This window comes from Nostoc sp. WHI (assembly GCF_015714725.1).
Lineage (GTDB): Bacteria > Cyanobacteriota > Cyanobacteriia > Cyanobacteriales > Nostocaceae > Nostoc.
Window position 1 is genome coordinate 38,859 of record NZ_WBKM01000055.1, and the last position, 20,762, is coordinate 59,620.

13 protein-coding genes and 3 pseudogenes are annotated in these 20,762 nt (G+C 39.0%); 6 read left to right on the forward strand and 10 right to left on the reverse strand.

Annotated elements, in window-relative coordinates; genetic code table 11:
• Window positions 1-9: 9 nt before the first annotated feature.
• From F8S12_RS05690 to F8S12_RS05710, 5 genes are all read left to right on the forward strand, one after another.
• Complete coding sequence (locus tag F8S12_RS05690) at window positions 10-1,074, forward strand: DUF928 domain-containing protein (protein WP_196515371.1); 1,065 nt, start codon at window positions 10-12, stop codon at window positions 1,072-1,074.
• A gap of 3 nt (window positions 1,075-1,077) precedes the next feature.
• Complete coding sequence (locus tag F8S12_RS40340; protein ID WP_230967819.1) at window positions 1,078-3,174, forward strand: CHASE2 domain-containing protein; 2,097 nt, start codon at window positions 1,078-1,080, stop codon at window positions 3,172-3,174.
• Window positions 3,175-3,773: 599 nt separating this feature from the next.
• Window positions 3,774-4,394, forward strand: coding sequence for a DUF6272 family protein (locus tag F8S12_RS05700; protein ID WP_196515372.1), 621 nt, complete (start codon window positions 3,774-3,776; stop codon window positions 4,392-4,394).
• A gap of 51 nt (window positions 4,395-4,445) precedes the next feature.
• The gene (locus tag F8S12_RS05705; RefSeq protein WP_196515373.1) at window positions 4,446-4,799 is read left to right on the forward strand and encodes a slr1659 superfamily regulator; all 354 of its coding nucleotides are present in this window, start codon (window positions 4,446-4,448) and stop codon (window positions 4,797-4,799) included.
• A 325-nt stretch (window positions 4,800-5,124) separates the two neighbouring features.
• On the forward strand, window positions 5,125-6,729 hold the full coding sequence (locus tag F8S12_RS05710; protein ID WP_196515374.1) for a mechanosensitive ion channel family protein: 1,605 nt from the start codon (window positions 5,125-5,127) through the stop codon (window positions 6,727-6,729).
• Window positions 6,730-6,932: 203 nt separating this feature from the next.
• Here the strand turns inward: F8S12_RS05710 and F8S12_RS05715 are convergent.
• Together F8S12_RS05715 and F8S12_RS05720 are read right to left on the reverse strand one after the other, a co-directional pair.
• Window positions 6,933-7,342: pseudogene (locus F8S12_RS05715) on the reverse strand (IS701 family transposase); the annotation flags it as partial.
• Window positions 7,343-7,488: 146 nt separating this feature from the next.
• A pseudogene (locus F8S12_RS05720) lies at window positions 7,489-7,842 on the reverse strand (IS701 family transposase); the annotation flags it as partial.
• 90 nt (window positions 7,843-7,932) lie between these two features.
• On the opposite strand from F8S12_RS05720, the pseudogene F8S12_RS05725 reads away from it, so the two are divergent.
• Window positions 7,933-8,181 (forward strand): annotated as a pseudogene (locus F8S12_RS05725) (ABC transporter ATP-binding protein/permease); the annotation flags it as partial.
• Window positions 8,182-8,353: 172 nt separating this feature from the next.
• On the opposite strand, the gene F8S12_RS05730 reads toward F8S12_RS05725, so the two are convergent.
• The 8 genes from F8S12_RS05730 to F8S12_RS05765 all read right to left on the reverse strand — a co-directional run bounded on the left by F8S12_RS05730 (window position 8,354) and on the right by F8S12_RS05765 (window position 20,749).
• Entirely contained in the window at window positions 8,354-9,232 is an 879-nt protein-coding gene (locus F8S12_RS05730; RefSeq protein ID WP_196515375.1) for an NAD(P)-dependent oxidoreductase, read from the reverse strand.
• 330 nt (window positions 9,233-9,562) lie between these two features.
• Window positions 9,563-10,750, reverse strand: coding sequence for a class I SAM-dependent methyltransferase (locus F8S12_RS05735; protein ID WP_196515376.1), 1,188 nt, complete (start codon window positions 10,748-10,750; stop codon window positions 9,563-9,565).
• Between the two features lie 98 nt (window positions 10,751-10,848).
• Window positions 10,849-11,238 (reverse strand): type II toxin-antitoxin system VapC family toxin, encoded by a 390-nt coding sequence (locus tag F8S12_RS05740; protein ID WP_196515377.1) that lies wholly within the window; start codon window positions 11,236-11,238, stop codon window positions 10,849-10,851.
• Window positions 11,238-11,525 carry a hypothetical protein gene (locus tag F8S12_RS05745; RefSeq protein ID WP_196515378.1) on the reverse strand — a complete coding sequence of 96 codons (288 nt, stop codon included), beginning with the start codon at window positions 11,523-11,525 and terminating at the stop codon, window positions 11,238-11,240. The genes F8S12_RS05740 and F8S12_RS05745 overlap by 1 nt, the downstream gene beginning before the upstream one ends.
• Window positions 11,526-11,634: 109 nt before the next feature.
• Window positions 11,635-12,024: a VOC family protein gene (locus F8S12_RS05750; protein ID WP_196515379.1), complete on the reverse strand. Its 390-nt coding sequence runs from the start codon at window positions 12,022-12,024 to the stop codon at window positions 11,635-11,637.
• 62 nt (window positions 12,025-12,086) lie between these two features.
• A complete protein-coding gene (locus tag F8S12_RS05755) occupies window positions 12,087-12,638 on the reverse strand; it encodes a GAF domain-containing protein (protein ID WP_196515380.1) in 552 nt (183 codons plus the stop codon).
• Between the two features lie 204 nt (window positions 12,639-12,842).
• The gene (locus F8S12_RS05760; RefSeq protein WP_196515381.1) at window positions 12,843-16,331 is read right to left on the reverse strand and encodes an Eco57I restriction-modification methylase domain-containing protein; all 3,489 of its coding nucleotides are present in this window, start codon (window positions 16,329-16,331) and stop codon (window positions 12,843-12,845) included.
• 995 nt (window positions 16,332-17,326) lie between these two features.
• A complete protein-coding gene (locus F8S12_RS05765; protein ID WP_196515382.1) occupies window positions 17,327-20,749 on the reverse strand; it encodes a helicase-related protein in 3,423 nt (1,140 codons plus the stop codon).
• Window positions 20,750-20,762 lie beyond the last annotated feature (13 nt).

The following is a 20,762-nucleotide window of genomic DNA, read 5'->3' on the forward strand; positions in this document are numbered from 1 at the left end:
GAGGTGAGCATGGTTAAGTTTAATTCTAAAATATTTTTATTTTTCACTATTAGCGGCACATTAATAGTTTTGACAGGCAATTCTACATTAGCAAGCCTTCTCCCTCAAGAGAATCCAACCGTTACCAATCAAGTTCTCATTAGTGTGGAATTTAAACTGCCCAAAGATGCAGCCCCCAAAACCAGCGTTGGCGGTGGCGTTCGCGGACAAGTGCAATTCGCCTTACCCGGAGGTTCAACACCTAGAACCAGTGTTGGCGGAGGTACAAGGGGTGATGTGCAGTTTGCTTTACCCGGAGGTTCAGCACCTAGAACCAGTGTTGGCGGTGGAACTAGGGGTGATGTGCAATTCGCTTTACCAGGAGGTTCAACACCTAAAACCAGCGTTGGCGGCGGAACTAGGGGTGATGTGCAATTGACTTTACCAGGAGGTTCAACACCTAAAACCAGCGTTGGCGGAGGTACAAGGGGTGATGTGCAATTGACTCTACCTAGTGGAAATTCAACCCCCAGAAGCAGTATTGGTGGTGGTACAAGGGGAAAAACTGCACCATTAACAGCATTAGTTCCTCCTACGAAACAGGGACGCACTGTATTAGCAAGCCCCACAATTTTTGTCTATTTGCCTCCAGTTGGCGCAGAAACCGTATTTTTCAGCCTCCAAGACGAAGACGGAAATCCTCATTATTCGACAATGCTAAAAGTTTCTCCCGATGGCGGTGTAGTTAGTATTACCTTACCTCCAACATCACCACCTTTAGTAATAGATAAAAATTACCTGTGGTATTTTGCACCTATTGAACCAGGCGGAATTCTCCGACCTGATAATTATTCTGTAACAGGGTGGATAAAACGAGTCAAGTCTACATTTAATGAGCAGGAGTTAGCCTCATCTCCTGTGGAATTAGCCACTAAATATGCTGAGGCTGGTGTATGGTATGATACCCTAAAAATTTTAGCGGCGGCAAAGCGATCGCAACCAAATAATAAAGCTTTTGCTACTGAATGGCACGATTTACTCAAGCAAGTTGGACTAGAAAATATTGCCTCTGAACCATTAACAGCAGCTTTTTAAAGAATGATGTGGCAAAAACTCAAAAAATCACTGAAAAAATGGCAAGGAACACTGATAATTACTCCCTGTGTTGCAGGATTAGTCATTGCTGGGAGTAATATCGGTATTTTTAGAATTTTAGAATGGGTGACTTTAGATCAATTATTTCGTATTCGTCCGCAAGAAGCTGTAGACAAACGAATTGTGATTGTCACAATTGACGAGCCAGATATTCAATATGTCAAGCAATGGCCGATGGCCGATCGCGTTATGGCGAAAATGATTCGCAATATCAAAGCACAACAACCAAGAGCGATCGCCATCGATATTTATCGGGATTTACCCGTAGAACCGGGACACGCAGAACTAGTCAAAGAATTTCAAAATACTCCCAATTTTATTGGCATTGAAAAAGTTGCCGGAAAACCAGTTGCACCACCACCGAATCTAGCTAAACAGGGTCAAGTAGCTGCTAATGACCTCCTCTTAGATACAGATGGCAAAATCCGACGCGGTATTATTTTATTAGGTAAACCTGATCAAAGTTTAGCTCAAGGGCTAGGAGTCAAACTAGCCTTAACATATTTGGAAAAAGAAGGCATTGAATTAAAAGCAATCAACGCAGATAAACAAATCTACGGTTTAGGCAAAGCTAAGTTTGTACCTCTATCTAGCAATGATGGGCAATACAACGAAGTTGATATGGGGGGATACCAAGTTTTAATTAATTATCGAGGTGGGCTAGAGAGCTTTGCTCATATTTCCATGACCGATGTTTTAGAAAATCGCATACCTGCTAATTTTATGCGCGATCGCCTAGTTTTGGTCGGTGCAAAAGCTCCCAGTTTAAATGATAGCTATAGTACCCCTTACAATAGCAATTTATTTTTTCCTACAGAGCTAGTCCCTGGAGTAGTAGTTCACGCAAATCTTACCAGTCAGATTCTCAGCGCCGCCATAGATGGCCGCCCAATGATGCGAGCTACCGTTAAACCTCTAAACTGGTTCTTAATCATCTTTTGGTCTGGATATAGTGCCACTCTTGGTGCAATTTACATTAAAAAACGTTGGCTGACCATAAGTGGTTTATTACTGGCTGTGGTGATTATTTTTAGCAGTGCTTACATTGCCTTTCTTGGTGGTTGGTTAATTCCTGTATTTACACCATTATTAACTGTTATCAGCGCATTAATAATTGGTCTTGTACAGGTTTTATGGAAAAATCTGATGCTTTCCTATCGGCAATTGGAAGATTATGCCCACAACCTAGAAATTAAAGTTCAAGAACGCACTGCTGAACTAGCCGAAGCTAATGAAGAAATTAATATTCTCAATGAAAAACTCAAAGGAGAAAACCTCCGCATGAGTGCCGAACTCGATATAATTCGGCGAATGCAACAAATGATTCTTCCAAAACCAGAAGAACTAGAAGCTATTGAAGGACTAGATATTGCTGGCTTTATGGAAGCTGCGGATGAAGTCGGCGGCGATTACTACGATGTACTGCACACCGACGGAGTAGTAACTCTTGGTATTGGAGACGTAACTGGACATGGCCTAGAAAGTGGATTGTTAATGTTAATGACACAAACAGCAGTTCGCCTCCTCAAAGAAATCCGCGAATCTGATTCAGTGCGCTTCTTTGACATACTCAACCGCACTATCTGCAAGAACGTGCAACGGATGAACTCTGAGAAGAACTTGACATTGGTGATTCTCAACTATGCTCAAGGGCAAATAAGTATCAGTGGACAGCACGAAGAAACAATTATCATCCGCAAAGGTGGGCAAATTGAGCTTATTGACACAATGGACTTGGGTTTCCCCATTGGTTTAGATGATGACATAACTGATTTTATTAGCGATATAACCCTGGAATTACAACCAGGTGATGGGGTTGTCCTCTACACCGATGGTATTACCGAAGCCAAAGACATCAATAAAAATCAATACGGCCTTGAACCGTTATGTGAAATAATCAGTCAAAACTGGCACAAATCAGCATCAGAAATTAAAGATGCAGTAATTTTAGATGTGCGACGACATATTGGTAAACAAAAAGTATTTGATGACATCACATTGCTAGTATTCAAGCGACAGGAAGAAGTTTATGAAAGTTAATATCGGCAAATATAAACAATGCTCTAGAATCCAAAATGAGTCATGAAAATCTCCGATTCTTCTCTCTGTGCATCTATGGTTAATTTATTTTTAAAATGATTTATAACTGCTATAGGAATCATATTTGATTTCTGAAAAAATCTCGGTAGTCTTGTAATGGGCTGTCATGGCTAAAATGATTGCAAAAAAATTGTAGGTTGGGTGGAGGCTTTGCGTAACCCAACATCCTGATATATGTTGGGTTGCGCTTTGCTCCACCCAACCTACGTCTAACGCACTATTTTGCGTAGACAGTCTACTACGTGCATTTCAAAAATCAAATACTAGTCCTATATACGATCATCGACTTAGATTTTTAGCTTATTGGGTATTGCATAATTGCGGTATTAAATCATTAAATTCAACTTTTAAAGTAAGAATTCAGCATCCAAAATTCAGTAGTCATAATTTATAAGAAATCTAGAATGCCTAGTATATTTATTTATCAAATTTTCTTCTGATTTTTTAACTATTCTGCCTCCTGAATTCTTACCTTTTAAAACTCTTCTTATTTGCGCTTAACCTGCATTTATGTACAATTATTTTGAGATTAAAAAACTATGATTCCAATATCTACAGTCTCTACTATAATCAAAACTGAATTATTTGGTGATTTGATCTCTGACTTTCCTCCAGAACATGATTCTCTTGAACTTTCTTTTACACCCACTTCTCGCTCAATCAAACAACGTTGGCGTAGCAATCGTCTTTCAGCACATTTTTTTGCAGACTACTTTACCAACTTTTTAGCGGTAGATGAAAATGAACCAAATCAAGAACAAATAATCAAAGAAAGTAAAAGTGCGGTTAGCTATGTTGCCAACGAACTTTTAGAAAATGCCATGAAGTTTAATGATGATAGTTCTAACTACAAAGTAAGATTTGGTATTCATTTATTGAATGACGCAGATAGTGTCACTGCCGTGATTTTTGCCAGCAATAGTATTAAACTAGAAACTGAAGCTAAATTGAGAGCAGTTATTAAAAAAATCTTAACTTCAAATACCCATGAAATGTATGTGCATCAAGTTGAAAAAAGTGCTGACGAAAATGGATCTTCTGGCTTAGGGCTGTTAACCATGATTAATGACTACTCAGCTAAAATTGGTTGGAAATTAGAAACTATTCAGCAAGAATCTATAATCATGGCTGTAACTACAATGGCGCAATTTAAGGTATAGTATTCATCGGTATCTGATTCAAATATTGTTTATTTAGGAAAAGAACATATTATGGTTTTGCAAGAGATTAAAGATGGAGATTACACTGTTGAAGCTTATACAGACTCTGCAATAGTTAACTTTAAAGGAGAATTGAGCCTTGGGGGATCGAGTGAATATGAACCAATTACCAATCTACTCAATAAAATTGCCGCAACCGATCCTGCAACGATGACTTTGAACTTAAGAGATTTAGCATTTCTCAACAGTTCCGGTATTAGTATGTTATCAAAATTTGTCCTGAGCTTGCGTAAGAAAAAAGGAATTCAGTTGCTTATCTTAGGTTCAAATACTATGCCTTGGCAAGGAAAATCATTGAAAAACCTAGAACGTTTACTCCCTGGTCTTAAACTCGAAATTGAATAATAAATATACTAAAAAGCTTAAAGCATTGCTACTGCTGGACGTTAGTTTTTTGGTTCTTCGGTACTTATTATGCTATAGCAATCCTAAATGAGTCGTGAAAAATATAAATAAGGAAACGAACCGCCAAGAACGCCAAGGACACAAAGGGAAGAAAGAAGAAAGAGATATAGAATTTTCACAAATGATTTAGGACTGCTATATGTAGCTTTGATAATATTTAAAGCCCTTATCTGATGAGGGTTTTAAATATTATCTTTTAATTTAAGACCGATTTCAGATGAAAGATAATTAAACAATTATAAATAGGAGCAATAAAACTACTACAATGCTAAACAAACTTTTACCATTTGAAACAAATACTTGGGCTTTCGTTCTAAGTAGCTTACTAATTACATTTGTTGGCGGCATTTTACTTTATGTCATTTTATTTTATGTATTGCGTTCCCTTTTTCGCAAATTTGAACGAGATATTGCCCTAGTTACCCTTAACGTTTCGGCTTATCCGGCTCTAGCTACTTTTGTGTTAGGTGTCCTCAAATTAACCTTCGAGAGTCTGCCTTCAGGTGCAGTGATTGACAGCTTTGAAAATCTCATAACAGCCGGAATAATCATATCAATTAGCTATTGGATAGTACAAGTTTTTATTGAAGTTTTTATTTATTACCTGAAGCAGTATACTCAACAAACAGAAGCCATGTGGGACGATGTGCTACTACCTCTCTTAGAAGCAGTAGTTCCTGCTGTAATTTACTTGATAGCTGCTTTTTTGGTTTTACGTTCCTTTGGAGTCGATCTTACTGGTATTTGGGTAGCTTTAGGTGGTGCAACATTCGTAATTGGTTTTGCAGATCAAGGCATCCTGGCAAACTTCTTTAGTGGTGTTGTGTTGTTGATTGATACACCCTTCCAGTTTGGTGATGTTTTGCGCCTTGAGGACGGTTCTATTGCCATACTAAGAAAAATTGGTGTGCGGGTTACGCAACTTTATGTACCTGACAAACATTATAATATTTACATTCCTAATAGTAATTTACAAAGCCAGAATATTATTAACCTCAGCCGTCCTACAGCTTATTACCATCACTCTAGTCAGGTAGAAATATTAGTCAAGTATGATATGTATGAAGCTAAACAGATGATAGTAAAAATTATTTTATCTCATCCAGATACGTTAGGAGATATTGGTAAAAAATTAGAAATAATTGATGATTACTATCAAATTGATGAACTAACAGAACAACAAAAAATAGGCAAATTGCGCTTAATTGCAGAACAGGAAGTTAACTATAAATTAGAAGAGATTCAAATAGGACTAGAAACACTAGTTGTTACACTCCAGTTTGCTGAAAAGGGTGGGTTAACGCAAGATGAAATTAATAATGTACAGCAGGAGTATAAGGATATACTAGCTTTGATTGGGTTAGAAGCAATTGCGGAAACTCAAAACAATCGTACTATTTTTGACTTGCAAGAAATCAGAGTTCAAGATTCGTTGATTGAGTTAGTTCGGGGATGGTATCGCATCTGGATTCGCGATCCAAATCTCTTGGATAATGATAGTTACATGGTTTCTGAAGAGTGGGAACGTAAACTTAATCTACTCAAGCGGAGATCGCAGCGTTTATACCAAAAAATTTCTAATCCCCAAACTGAAGAAACTCGGATTGATGATTATGTGATGGAATTAAATAAATGGGTTCGGGAACGATTCAAAGAACCGCGACAAAAGTGGCAAGAACCACAAGTTTTAATCAAAGGTACAAATCATAGCGATGATGGGATTACTTATGCTGAATTTAAGCTCAATTTCTTCGTTGATGATATCAAATTAGAGAATGGTAGAAGAGGTGATCGCGTTAGCAGTCAGATATATCAAGAGGTTTTGCAATATCTCAAGTCTAAAAGTGTGAATGATATTAATATCGTCTGAATTCTGCGAAGTAACCGAAAGATTTCTACAAGATCCGCAACCAACTCAGTGATAGTGGATTCGCCGACTATCTTGGCTGCTTGAGCAACAGCTATAGAATATTTACTCTTAGCTAACAACAAATATACTTTATAAGTCAACAGGACTTACGCAACTGGCACAAAATGCGGGCGGGGCGAAGCCCCGACACACGGGAATTTAAATTAGACCAAACACATATGAACGTCTGGACGTTTTAATTGCTGAATTAGATAATTAGATAGTAAGTTGTGCTTGATTTTATAAATAGTTTGGCCTGTTTGATAGGCTAAATTTTTCAGTCTCAGCCAAACCAACATAGCACAAGCAATATGATTTCTTTGCCGAAAGTATCATCAACTAAACGATTAGTTTTCAAAGGACAATAATAAACTTTATCTAAACCATCAATATAAAGCATTAAATTATTTACCGCATACCACGTATCCATTAAAACAGTATCAAAAGGGAGAAGCTTTTGATATACAAGACCTTGCAGCATATTTTTTACGTGGTCTATCTTAGTTAAACCATCATTATCAGGATTAAAAATACGATAATCAATTACCCAAAAGTTTTGAGTGTTAGGATTCACCAGCCCCGTTGGGGCGGGTATAGGGTGTGGGGTGTTGGGTTGCAGGTTATAAAGAAGCCCCAACAGCCCTAAAGTCAGAAGCGAGGCTTTTTCAAGGCGCTTGCATTGGGCGAGGTTGGAAGCCTCGTCCAATGCCGTATTCCCTACACCCGACACCCTATCCCCCACACCCTTCTTCTCACATATACACAACTGACTATTCCGATTCCTCTGACGATTCCATGTTCATTCCCACTATAATGTCTTCGTACTATTTCGATTTCTTCGGAAAATCTTTTATCTAAAACTGTATCATCAAATATAATACAAGCATCTTCGTCAGTGACAATTAAATTTTTCACATTATCCCAAAGTAGACGAGGAGTTAGCTTTTCATTTTTTAAATAATAATTAATTTTATCATGACTAATATTTTCTAAGTGTTCTGCTAAATTAGTAAGAGTGTAGTTTATTTGACTACTAAGTAAATATTGACAATAATCGAGTTTTGTAAATTTCATATTAAATCATCAATCAACACTTAAAAGATATTTATTATTTTTCCGCTCCAGAGAGGAGCATAAATATCTTATTACTTATGATGTTTGTAATTAAATGAAGCAACGAGTGCTTTAGATTTGCAAAATGAAGGAGCTTTGTATCAAAAATTACAATCTATGAAAACAACATTTATCAGTGTTGGGCATCGGGAAAGCCTGTTTGATTATCATCAATGGGTTTTGGAACTTTCACAAGATTCCAGTTGGCAACTTGTGACTGTGCAAGATTATCGAAATCAAAAAGCAATAAATATTCAAAGCGCGCCTAATAATGAGTTGCAAAATCAATCTCAAATATAGCTACGCGTAGCGTCTCGCAGAGAGCGTCTAGGGGTTTCCCCCATGAGTGACTGTCGGCGCAGAGGAAAGGGCAGAGGCACGCAGAGAATTCGCTACGAGATTAATGAAATCTTGTACTAAGCATCTCCGGTATTGTCCCAATAAAGACATTCCTGGGATGAGCTTAAACTCTTTATTCCCCGATCGCTTCTCCCCATTCCTTAATTACAGAAAATAGTGATGAGTAATCATCATCAGCAAATGACATTTTCACGGCTGTCTGCAAGATTTGCCGAACACCTTTAATACTGCTGAGATCCAAACTCAGAGATTTCGCTTCAGAGATAAACAATTCTGTATCTTTAAGCAAGTGTTTTGTAGGGAAATTGGGATGAGCATAATTGCTATCCAACATCCGTTGTAGCTTTTTGTCAAAGGTAGGTGCGTAGAGTGAACTGTCGCGCAATATTTGCATAAACACATCCACATCGACACCCTGACGCTGGACAAAAGCTAGGCTGAGAGCAAAGCTAGCTGTTAGAGAAGCTATTAGTTGATTTAGTGCCAATTTGAGCGCTGCCGCAGATCCTACTGGCCCGATAAGTAAAGGTTCTGTGCCAAAATTTTCGAGTAAGTCCAAGTGGCGTTCATATTGTTCTGGCTCGGCACCTACCATAACACTCAACTTGCCAGCTTTTGCTTCCGGGATGCTCCCTAATACGGGTGCTTCGAGATACTCACCGCCACCTGCAACAACTGCATCTCTAATTTCCTGGCTTTCTGTAGGAGTAATTGTTCCCATTTGGATGATAGTGCGCCCTTCCAGAGTTTGCCAAGCAGTATCTGAAAGTAACACGTTATAAATGGCCGAGGCATTAGTAAGCATGAGGATTACGCACTCAGCAGCACGAATGGCGTGGCGGGGATGTGTGACAATTTCAGCCCCAGCCGCTTGTAGTGGCGCTAATTTTTCTGGGGTGCGATTGTAGGCAACTAGTTGTATATCTGCGGCTAATAACCTTTGAGCCATTGGTAGTCCCATCAGTCCGGTTCCCAGAAATGCCACCTTCATTTTTCACGTTCCTTTGGTACAGTATCAAACGATTTTGGATTTTAGATTTTAGATTTTAGATTGGCCGCACCAATCAAGTCATTGGTTTTGTCATTTAAGTTTCTCTACTCTCTAACTCTGGTAATTAGCCACCTGCGGCAAAAGTCGCCATAATTATCACTGAAAGTAAAATACCTGGAGTAAGTAATGTTATTAACATTAACAGGTCGTGAGTAGTCATAATTATTACTTTGGTAGTGTGTTTAACTTTATAGTAATCACTGTAATGCTAGTCTAAATAGGACTGATAGTGCATTCTTAAATAGAGCTTTAACTTTTCTTTCTGTACGTTTACTCTGGCACAGTCAATCCTTTTAATGATTGAGAAATTTCTGTCTTGTCCAGACCTTTGCTCTGAACTAGGACTCCAAAACCACCTAGTCCTGTGGGATATAGAAGTTGCTGTAGTGCGTCCCGACGCTGTAGTAACTGCGAGAGGGGTTGTTGTTGATAAGAAAGGGCAGCAATCCGATCGCCTAATCCCAACGCCATCAAAAATAACCCCTGCTGGATAAAACCAATATTCTTTAAGTTGCACTTCTGGCCCCAACGTTCCAAAGCCGTAAAGTCAACATGGGCAGTGATATCTTGTCGCCCAATATTAACATAGGGGTTGTCATGGAAACGATGATGGTAATAGCACTGTAGCGTTCCTTGCGATCGCCTGGGATTATAGTAACGACTTGCGGGGTAGCCATAATCAATTGTTAACACATAGCCGCGCTGCAAGCGGTCTGCTACTATACTCAACCAATCTAAAGCAGCCAAATTAATTTCACTGCGATAACCATCTGGATATGCACTTTGGGCAAAGTCGATTTCCACTAAATCCAAATATTCAGCCAGTTGGGGCGTTGAAGGTTCCCCTATGACTTCCGTAAATGATGGGCATAAGGCATTGGTTTCTTTCTCATTCTTATCTGTGGTTACATAAATTTCTCGGAGTTCTCCCGTCTCCAGGATGAATTGATGCACGGGAAATGCATCTACTAACTCATTAGAAAAAAAGCAGCCTGCGATCGCATTCGGTGGTATATCCTCTAGATTGCACCAACGCACGGGTAAATCTTCCAAGCGTTGCTGCTGTTCTTGTCTTAAAGTTGGCGACTTTTCAACAATAATGTACTCCAGGGCAGTAAAAAAATCTGGGTAGCGTAGCTGATGATATTTAAGGATATGCAATGCCAGTAATCCTTGACCTGCTCCCATTTCTACCAGAGAAAAGGGTACAGGTTTTCCTAAAATCTCCCACATTTGCAAAAATTGTTCTGCAAGTAACTCGCCAAAGTCAGCACAGAGGTTGGGAGAGGTGAAAAAATCACCACCTTTAAAGCCAATTTTGACTGCATCGCTGGAATAGTAGCCGTGTTCAGGGTGGTATAGTACCATATCCATGAATTGGGCAAAAGTAATTCGCTGTTGGGGACTGGTGGTAATATGATTTGCGATCGCTGCACACAATGCTGGATTTGAATCCATAAAATTTGATATTTGAGAGTAGAGACAATAAATGCTTGCCAGCAGCACAATCAACTTAACCGAAGTGTAAAAATTCCATTGTCCTGTTAGCCTGCTGGTCACAATAAGCGGATAAACCCTTCTTGCTCGAAGTGCCGATCAGTAGACAATGCCTCTGTAATCCCACGCTGGCGCATTAGCACAAAGCTCAACGCATCACATAGAGAGTAAGTTTTATCCTTCCGTTCCATTAGGAGATCGACTGCTGCCCGGTGCAATGGCTCATCCACCCAAACTGTTTTTATGTCTGGGTTATCCAGCAAGTCAACCACAAAAGCAAGCACGGATGAACGGGGAAAACGCCTTGCAGTGCCTAACGCGACGTACTCAGCAATGATATAGCTGTGGGTTAATCGGATTGTTGCTCTCTTATAGGCAACACGAGCTTCAGTATGCAAAGGCTCAGTCTGATAGTGCAGACAAAGTAATCCAGAGGTATCGAGGAGCATTAACTTTCCTCGTGGTTACTGGCATACTCTCTCACCAAATCTAAATCAATGCTCTCATTGTTCAGATCAATCGGATGTTCCAGATTAAGTGTCCCAAAATGGCGTTCAAATCTGGCTCGTGCTGTCTCCTTTTCTGCTTCAGACAGCAACAATTTAAAAACTTGTCCAAACTGTTGCTCTAGCAACGTTGCAGCTAACCGTTCAGCAGGAACACCAATCGCCTGTGCCTGTCGCTGAATCGCAGTGAAAATGTGATCGTTCAGTTCCAGTGTTAGAAGATGGGTCATAAAAATATGCAACATAGCTAGAGGCTACGGTAATTATAGCTTTGCTTGTTTGATGCCCTCATCAATAAAACACTTGCGGGTTGCGTCTTGCTAAAAGACAATTTACTACCTAGCCACTCACCAACGACACCAGCACGCCATTGGGATCGCGGACGTGAGCAATTGTTTGTCCCCAAGGTTGTTTTTTAGGGGCATCTAATGCTTTTGCGCCTGCCCCTATTGCTTTCATATAAGCGGTACCAACATCAGGAGTAACAAATGATATCTGGATTAATGCTGGTGGTTGTGTCGCATCGTTTGCATGGAAGCCGCCGGGAAATAACTTCTGTGCTTCGCTACTAGAGGAGAAAGCTAATGTAGTATTTCCGGTTTCGATTTCCGCCCAGATAAACTGCCCCCTATCCTCAAGAGTGCGACGAACTAGACCAAAAGCTTTTTCGTAAAACTCAACCGTCTTAACTACATCCTCTACCCAGATGACCGTGTAACCAAATTTCAAAGTTTTTCTCCTTAATTACGAATTACGAATTACGAATTACAAATTACGAATTACGAATTATTTTAACTTTCTAGTATGTAAGGGGCTGTTGCAAGAGTTTGCGCCCCCGTTTGCATCATTTGTATATCTGATGGCGACCAATAATGAGTTCCTTGACAGTGATGTGCCGCTAGCAATCCCCATAATCCTCTAGGTATTAAGATTGGTACAACCAAGTTAGCCCGAACCTGCATATTGCTGAGGAAATCTCGGTGACAAGGCTGGATTGGCTCTAATTGAATATCAGCGATCGCCTTTACCCGTCCTGCTAAGTATAAAGCAGCATACTCATCATTAAAACAATCATCTGGGCCAGTGGAACCAAGGATTGAGAATTCTTTAGAACTTAAAGATTCAAAAGTCACCTGTCCTTGCCACTGTCCATAAAAATAATACAACACCACCCGATTAACCTGAAGCGATTCTCTGAGTTGATTCGTTGTTTGCCGGACTAACTCATCGCGCTCCATTGTTTTGACAAGGCGATCAAGCACTTTTTGCAACCCCTGTTCGCGGCGTAGCCCGCCGTAGGCATCGCTGCTTTGGTTAAAATCTGAATGAGAATGAATTTGCACGGTTATAAAATTATAACTAAGTAAATACTGCTGAATTTATATAGTAATTAATTAGACCTTATATAAACACATTCTTGCATTTATACCAGCAATTCATCTTAACCTAACATAAAACCGTACCCCGTCCTAACAAACATCCCTCTCCTTACTAAGGAGAGGGACAGGTTTTGCACAGCATAACCAGGGTGAGGTTTTCTTCCGCTATTAGATAGATGCTAATATTTTAGAGTTTCCAAACATTGGGGCAAAGTTACGGTAAGCTGACAATGCTGCTTCTTTAACCGTTGCACTAACAATCGGAAAAGTAGTGAGGATGTAGCTAAATTCATCTTCAGTTAACCCGTAAAGGTGTGCTACCATTCCATCGAGTTCAGCGCGTAACTTAGCGCGTTCTGTTTCATCGGTAACGCCTTGTTGATGGGAAACTAAACCGACTTCTTGCGCGAGTTCGTCAAATTCTGGTGTGGTGCAGATGAGTTTGGCGGCGCGTTGTACAATATCGTTGAAGTAGCGATCGTTTTTTGTTAAACGTGGAACGGGTAGTTGGTAAATGTAAAACATATTAAGGGTTGTAGTTACCTTTTGGCGTATCATCCAATCAAGCGTAAAGCTATTGGTAATAGCACAAAGAAACAACATTTGTTGATTAGTAATTCCAGTTTCAATAACTTTAAGTGTAGTACTGTTAACCTCAGTAAACACATTTTTCGGCGTTATATAACAAATTAATGTCCGTGAATCAGTGTTGCGAGCAATGCGCCGATGCACCCAACGATATCCTTGATAGTTCATTAACTGTCTTTTATCTTCAGTACGACCAATAAGAGCTTTTCTACCTTCATTTTCATTAATCCAATAAATAGGTTTTTCTCCTGTTTGCTCAAATTGGTTAAACAACTTTCCTGTAAAAAGTGGTAGCCTTCCTGGTTTGTACTCTTGGTAGAATAAATGACTATCATTAGTCATGTGAAATTCGTTACTAAGGACTAGATTCCACTTATCTTCAATCTTTTCACCCAGCAAGGGAAACTTACCCATTTTCTCAGCTATGCGAATATCTACCTCATTCTTAAACTCCATCACAGATAGCGAATCAGGCGATAGTTGACGAACCATATCAATATTAATCTGCAAGCTATCATCACTAGGAAACCTTTGAAGTTCCTGCACATCATGACGCATAAATGCAGATGGAAAATCTGTTGTTGTACTACCTTTAACAAAAGTAAGGACAACAAACTTAAAACTGCGATGAACCTCTTCAAAAATTGTCTTCCGGTTCTCAAAGCAGAATAAACCAGTAACTTTAGTTTGACTAAACAACATCTCCCGCAATTGCTTAGTCCCCAAGTCAGTGTAAATCCCGCTAGGAATTACAATTCCACACTCACCGCCTAAACGCAAAAGATTAAAACATTGTTCAGTAAACAGCTTATAGAGATTAATATCCGTACCAGCTTTTTTCCCATTTACTACAGAAATCTGATTTTTATACTGTTCAGATGAACGATAATAAGCGCTGACATAAGGATATTGACTTTGATATTCTAACCAAGTACTAGCAATTATGGGATTTTGTAAAAGTTTATCCTGTTCTTTCTCAAAATCCTTAATATCCATCTTATTCTTCGTCACCAAATCATTATGCTGTGCAAAGAACTCTTTAGCTTGAGGCTTAAATATTTCCCAAGGTGGATTAGTGATAATTGCATCAAAACCGCCGCGTTCTAAAACCTTGTCAAAATGATAACCCCAGTGAAACGGCTTCAAAGCTGCAATATCCTCAACCTTCAAAACACGCTTTTGTGATTTTCCAGTTAACTGAACCTCTTCATACTTGATACCTAAACGCTTACTAAACTCATCCAATAGCAAAACATTTAACTTTTCTTGCGATTGTTTGTTGAGTTTGTCAATGTCAGTGCGTAACATCTGCAACCGGGATTTTTGTTCGGTTCCCTCTATTTCGCCAGGAAGTTGTTCTTCTCCAGGAATAAAAGCGTGTTCTTTGTACAACTCAACAGATTTATTCTTATCTTCTAAAATCTTCTTATAATTATCTGCGGCTAAAGGCTGTAATAGATTTCCTTGTAGAGAATTTCCCACAGCATCAAAAGCAGTATCATCTACTTTAATTAAACCAATTAACGAATTACCCGCCATAATATTAAAATCAATATTAGGCAAAGGCTCTAACTCTTCCACATCATTAGCAGAAGAAACTAAGGCTAAAAAAAGACGCAATTTAGCAATTTCCGTTGCTTCCTCCATGATATCTATACCATAGAGGTTATCAGAAACAATCCGCTTTTTGATAAAATAAGGTAGTGATGGATGAAAATTTTCTATCTCTTCAAGTTTCTTTTTGAGAGTATCATCAGCAATCAATTTAATTGTCCCGAAAACCGCACTATAAACTTGGATTAGCGTTTTCATCGCCGCCACAAGAAAAGCACCAGAACCGCAAGCTGGGTCAAGAATAGATAAATTAGGAAGAATATCATCCATTAGTAGACGACAAACCTTTACATCCAACTTAATCAGAAGTTCGTTGATATCTTCAAATGGCTTATACTGATCAGATAGCGCATCATTTATGCGGTCTACGATTAACTTGTGGATAGTTCTATCACAAAGATATTCTGTAATTTGTGGTCTAGTATAATAGGCTCCAAAAGCCTTTTGATTAATATATTTCTCGAAAATATATCCTAAAACATCAGGATTTATCTCATCGTCTTTTCCTTCCGGCGTATCATCAAGATTCCAAGAATAACGCCCAAATAAATCTAGAACTTGCTCAAACGCCTCATCAACTATAGAAATATCATATTTATCTTCAATATGATGTTTGAGAAATAGTCCACCATTTAGGTATTTAACCTTTCCTACCAATTCTTGTACAGATAAATCGCGTTCAAACTCAGGTTTAGCAAAACTTTCAAAAAACAAAGCCTTGAGAAATTCATCATAAAAATGATTCTCAGATTTTTGCTTACTTTGCTCCAGCTTATTTTGCAGATAATTTAAATCCTTATTATCAATAAAACCCTTACGTTGGAGAAAATAAACAAACATCAGGCGATTCAGAATTACCGATGTATACCAACGTCTATCTGTCTCATTATTATCAATTCCTTTCACAAACTGCAAAAACTTCTGGTGTTGCTCTTGAAACTCCTTGTAAAACTTCTTAGTTACTGGCTCAACATCAAAACCGTGTTGTAATTTATAAGCAATTTCTACAACAGTCGGTTCCCCATGTTCCAATTCAGTAATATCAATAACTAAAGAACCAAGCTTGCTTAAAAATAAGTCTCCTGGTTGACCCTTCACATATAAATGGTCACGAGGAGAGGTTTTACTTCCTTCTCTTTTTACCCAATACCAAAGACTACGAGTGCGTTCTTCAGTAATAAAAATTAGAAGATTTTCGGCTATTAATTTAGTAATTTCTTGATGAATGGCAACTCTAACTTTAGCTTCTGGTATTTTTCCATCTGTTGCGGTGATTTCAAAGATTGCAACCCCTGATAGTTCAGCAATTTTATGGTATTGATACGTGTTGTTTTCAATCTTTAAGGTTACAGGTTTTTGTCTTGAAGGTTGCAACCAACCTAATTCTTTTATAAACAACTCATTAAATTGAAAGTTAGCAAGTAAATCGCGTGTTTGTTGAAAATTCAGTGACATAATTTACCCTAAATAGCTTGGAAAAAACCAAGCATGGTAAACTAGCCACTGAGAAAACAAATCAGTGGCTCTAAAAATAAAATCCGCCAGCGCGGACTTTAAGAAACCCTATTTATACGAGTTCAATTTTTAACCATGCTCTTTATATCTTTATAAATCCTTTATCTTTCATTACGGTTGAGCAATATTACCGAAAGTTATTAAGTTATTTGAGCGCCGACTTTATTTGTGCAGCCACAATTTTTTAATCTTCACGTATATTTGCTGATTACTTTATCAAAATGCCTAATTGCTTTATCAAAATACTTAATTACTTTCTCAAAATACCTGATTATTTACTCCAAATGGCATTTGATTTATTCAAACCCCAGTTTGCTTTCTCATTTTGGTGTATTCCGCAAGCAAAATAAGCTTTGACTTATTCAAACCCCAGTTTGCTTTCTCATTTCGGTGTTTCCCGCAAGTCAAATAAGCTTTGACTTAAGCAAAATAAGCTTTGACTTATTCAAACCCCAGTTTGCTTTCTCATTTCGGTGTTTTCCGCAAGCAAAATAAGCTTTGACTTACTCCAAATGGCTTATGACTGACTTATTCTTAATAAATAAGTCAGTGAAAATAAATCAAACTACAAAATTTAAGCCAAAACTCCTTTAAAACCTCGTTTCCAGACTCTGGCTGGAAATGCTCCTCATTGCGGCTCTGCCGCGAGTTAGGGAGGCGGAGCCTCAAAATAGGCATTCCCAGTCGGAGACTGGGAACGAGGTAAAACTCCTTTAAAACCTCGTTTCCAGACTCTGGCTGGAAATGCTCCTCATTGCGGCTCTGCCGCGAGTTAAGGAGGCGGAGCCTCAAAATAGGCATTCCCAGTCTCCGACTGGGAACTATGTATCAAGATTTTCGTGAATTGGTATTACCCAACAAACCTTGTAAAATGTTGGGTTTCGTTCCTCAACCCAACCCACACAGCAAAACCTACGCAGTATTGGTTTAAGTCCCTACTCCTCAAATAATCCCAAAGAGCAAATAATTTCAGGTTCTCGCTTCTCCATTTCCTCAGTCACAATACACAAGCGGTCATCTATCCGTAACGACACCACTAACTCAGCTAACTGCTGATTATTAATGCCGCTTCTTAGTTGACGGTTGAGAGTATCAATTGCTGACTGTCGCAAAGGATAACGGTAAATCTCATCAATTGCTTTTAAAAGTTCTTCACTGACAAATAGTGTTCCCTTCATATCTTGAACATAACCCTTAAGTCGTTCATAGCTGCGAAACCTTGCCCCTGATGGTCGTCCTAGTTGACCACCTGCACTTTTCTCTTCTTCAGCAATTAATTCAGCACCCTTTTTCACTAACTCGTGATGCTGTTTATCTCTGGGTATGGCTGGGGTAGATTCTTCACACGCCGCCACTCGCAGAACTGCTAATTGTGATTGAGTAACGCTATTTCCATTGCGGTCAACATAAATCAAAGAATCATTTCCCTCAGTGGTTTTCATATAAAGCAATACCCCCTCAGGTTGCACGAGTTGCGGAGTATGGGCGCGGGTAGAATAAACTACATTTTGCATTTCTTCAATGGTTTTTTTCAAACCCGGATTACCATCGGTGGCTTTCTTCCAAATTTGAAATGCTTCAGAAGTCAAATCAACTTCTGTATCTTCTTCCCCATCTAAAACTCCAGATTTCTCGTTGTAGAGGTCAAGAATTACCCGTGCATCATCATCTTCAAAAAAAGCTTCATCAGTTCCCACCACTTCAGCATTTTCTTGCAGCCGTTTGCGGAGTCGTCCCCGCAAATTAATAATCCGTTCTACTCCCTCGGCTGGTAAAAAAGAATAACAAAGAATTTGGTCAGAATTTTGGCCAATGCGGTCTACTCTTCCTGCACGTTGAATTAAACGAATAATTGCCCAAGGTAAATCCCAATTAACGATAATTGCACAGTCTTGCAAATTATGACCTTCACTCAAAACATCGGTAGCTATTAAAATCCGCAACTCATCTGATGATGAAATTTGCTCCCGTTTGCCATTACTCACAGGGCTAAATCTTCCCGTCATTACCGTCGGGTCTTTAGATTGACCTGTTACCCCAGCCACATTTGTAATATGACTTGACTGCAAATTGTCTGCAAGGTAACGAACTGTATCAGCAAACTGGGTGAAAATTAGTACTTTATCTTTGGGGTGAGTTTTTGTTAGCAGTTTGATTAAAGCAGAAAGTTTTTCATCTGTTTGAGGATTCCACTCGCCACACTGTTGCAGCACATTAATCAGTGCTCTGGCATCTGCTAACAAATCCCGTTTCAGTTTTTTAATGTCAAAAAGTGTAGAAGGCAGCCACTTAAATCGTCGTTGATATCGGGTTGTGTATTCTTGATAAATTGACTCTGCTCTTTGACGAAAAAGTTTTTCTGTTTTACATTCTTTGTCATCGTCGTTAGAAAAAGAAGTTTCATCTGTCTCTACTTGCAGCAAATTAATAGAGTCATCTTCCTCTATTTCCGTATCAAACAAAGCTGCTACCACAGAATCGGCATCTTCATCATTATTGCTTGTATCTAATAACTCAGCATCCTGAGTTCCAATGGGAATATCAAACCCTTGCTCTAAGGCATATAAATAAATGAAGTTCCGTAAAATATGGCGTTCAATTGATTGGATAAAAATAACGCCACTACTTTCTAGACGTTTAAACAAATTAGTACGCGAAAAACCCATTAACCTCCTACCGCCACGAAATAAGCTATTAATCAAACGTTGTTCGGTGTCTGTAGGCGGCTGGTTAGGTTTAGCAATAACGTAATTTCCTAGCCCATAACGAGGTAAATTAAGCTGATTAATTACTTCTACTACTAACTCCGAGTAAAGATGAGAATAAAAGTCAGTGTTAGAACCTTCTAAAGAAAACTTAAGATTCCGAGGTAGGCGCTGAGGAAAATAAGAATGTCTGCCATCAGCAAATTCTAAATATTTACGCCCTGTTTCATCTGTGTGGGCATAATTATCTTTAATAAAAGAGCGAGTCCGTCGCACCATGTAGCGTTTCATCAATTCTCGCCAGTCATCAGGATGTTCACTTTTTTCAAAGGCAGCTAAAGAACATACAGAACATTGATGCTTTCTAATAAACTCTAATTCTCCGATAGAACTGCCACCAAGTTCATTAATTAAAGCTTCTGGTCTTAACCCTAAATCTTCATGTTCTGGAACAAATAGCCGGAGTTGGGCTGAAAGGTCAAGATAACTTTTATTGTAAGGAGTAGCAGATAATAAAATACATTTGCTTTCGTTAGCTGCAATATATTCGGTAATGGCTCGATAACGTTTACCTTCGCGGTTACGTAAGTTGTGACTTTCATCAATTAACACAACTCGGTAACGGCGGAGTTTTGGTAGCTTATTTTGTACTTGACTAATTGACATAACTTCGGCCAGTAACCGATAGTTATTTACATATTCTTGCCACATTGAAACTAGGTTTTTCGGGCAAATAATCAGTGTTTCTAAATAACAATCTTCTTGTAATATCTTAGCTAGGGCGGTTCCAACTAAAGTTTTACCCAAACCAACGACATCGCCCACTAATACGCCACCACGCCTAGTTACATGACGCGCTGCTAGCTGCACGGCAGCTTTTTGGAACTCAAATAAATTGTTAAATTCGCGGGGGATACGAAATTCTGAAAGTCCAGCGATCGCTTCATGAGATAAGTGGTAAGCTATCTTCAGGTAGATGTAGTAAGGTGAGATTAACTCATTTCTCGCCCAACTTCGATCAATAATCTCTGCCAGTTCTTGAGATATATCTACACAACCGTAATCTTGCCAGCGATCGCTAAACCACTTTTGCAGTTTATTGCAAGCATCGTGGTCTAAAATATCAACATTTAACTCCCCTTGTTTCACCAATCCGGGAAGGGTTAAATTACTACTACCCAAGAATCCCACAGTTGGAGTATTGGGATCATTGCGATGCACAAGATATAACTTAGCGTGAAGGGGATAACCCACAGACAGTTTAATAATTAGTTTCTGAGTTTTTAGCTGATGACTTAACCGCCGCAACCCCGCTTCATCCTCATTAGTCGGCGCACCGATAGCCAACTGCTTACGAAATTCCGAAGCCATGCGTTTTTTCAACCGCACAATGGTACTGTTATCAATTCCTTCATTACCACGACTAAGGGTAAATGCCGCATGAACTTCATCACTGGGTAAGCTTTGCATCCCGATTAACAAACGGCAACAAGCCTTTTCACTACCAACATACTGTTCAATCAAATCATCAATTCTTCGCCAACCTCTGAGGTTAAAGTAGCCAACACAAAAATCTGCCCGATAAGAGACTTTGAGAGTGTCTCGCAAAATCGGTAACAGTTGTAAGTCAATGTTGTCAAAAATCCGGGGCATTATTCAAAACTCT

What these genes read in the sequence shown, in the direction of transcription:
- F8S12_RS05690 (WP_196515371.1), top strand. Translation starts at nt 10, where the DNA reads ATGGTTAAGTTTAATTCTAAAATATTTTTATTTTTCACTATTAGCGGC.
- F8S12_RS40340 (WP_230967819.1), top strand. Translation starts at nt 1,078, where the DNA reads ATGATGTGGCAAAAACTCAAAAAATCACTGAAAAAATGGCAAGGAACA.
- F8S12_RS05700 (WP_196515372.1), top strand. Translation starts at nt 3,774, where the DNA reads ATGATTCCAATATCTACAGTCTCTACTATAATCAAAACTGAATTATTT.
- F8S12_RS05705 (WP_196515373.1), top strand. Translation starts at nt 4,446, where the DNA reads ATGGTTTTGCAAGAGATTAAAGATGGAGATTACACTGTTGAAGCTTAT.
- F8S12_RS05710 (WP_196515374.1), top strand. Translation starts at nt 5,125, where the DNA reads ATGCTAAACAAACTTTTACCATTTGAAACAAATACTTGGGCTTTCGTT.
- F8S12_RS05730 (WP_196515375.1), bottom strand. Translation starts at nt 9,232, where the DNA reads ATGAAGGTGGCATTTCTGGGAACCGGACTGATGGGACTACCAATGGCT.
- F8S12_RS05735 (WP_196515376.1), bottom strand. Translation starts at nt 10,750, where the DNA reads ATGGATTCAAATCCAGCATTGTGTGCAGCGATCGCAAATCATATTACC.
- F8S12_RS05740 (WP_196515377.1), bottom strand. Translation starts at nt 11,238, where the DNA reads ATGCTCCTCGATACCTCTGGATTACTTTGTCTGCACTATCAGACTGAG.
- F8S12_RS05745 (WP_196515378.1), bottom strand. Translation starts at nt 11,525, where the DNA reads ATGACCCATCTTCTAACACTGGAACTGAACGATCACATTTTCACTGCG.
- F8S12_RS05760 (WP_196515381.1), bottom strand. Translation starts at nt 16,331, where the DNA reads ATGTCACTGAATTTTCAACAAACACGCGATTTACTTGCTAACTTTCAA.
- F8S12_RS05765 (WP_196515382.1), bottom strand. Translation starts at nt 20,749, where the DNA reads ATGCCCCGGATTTTTGACAACATTGACTTACAACTGTTACCGATTTTG.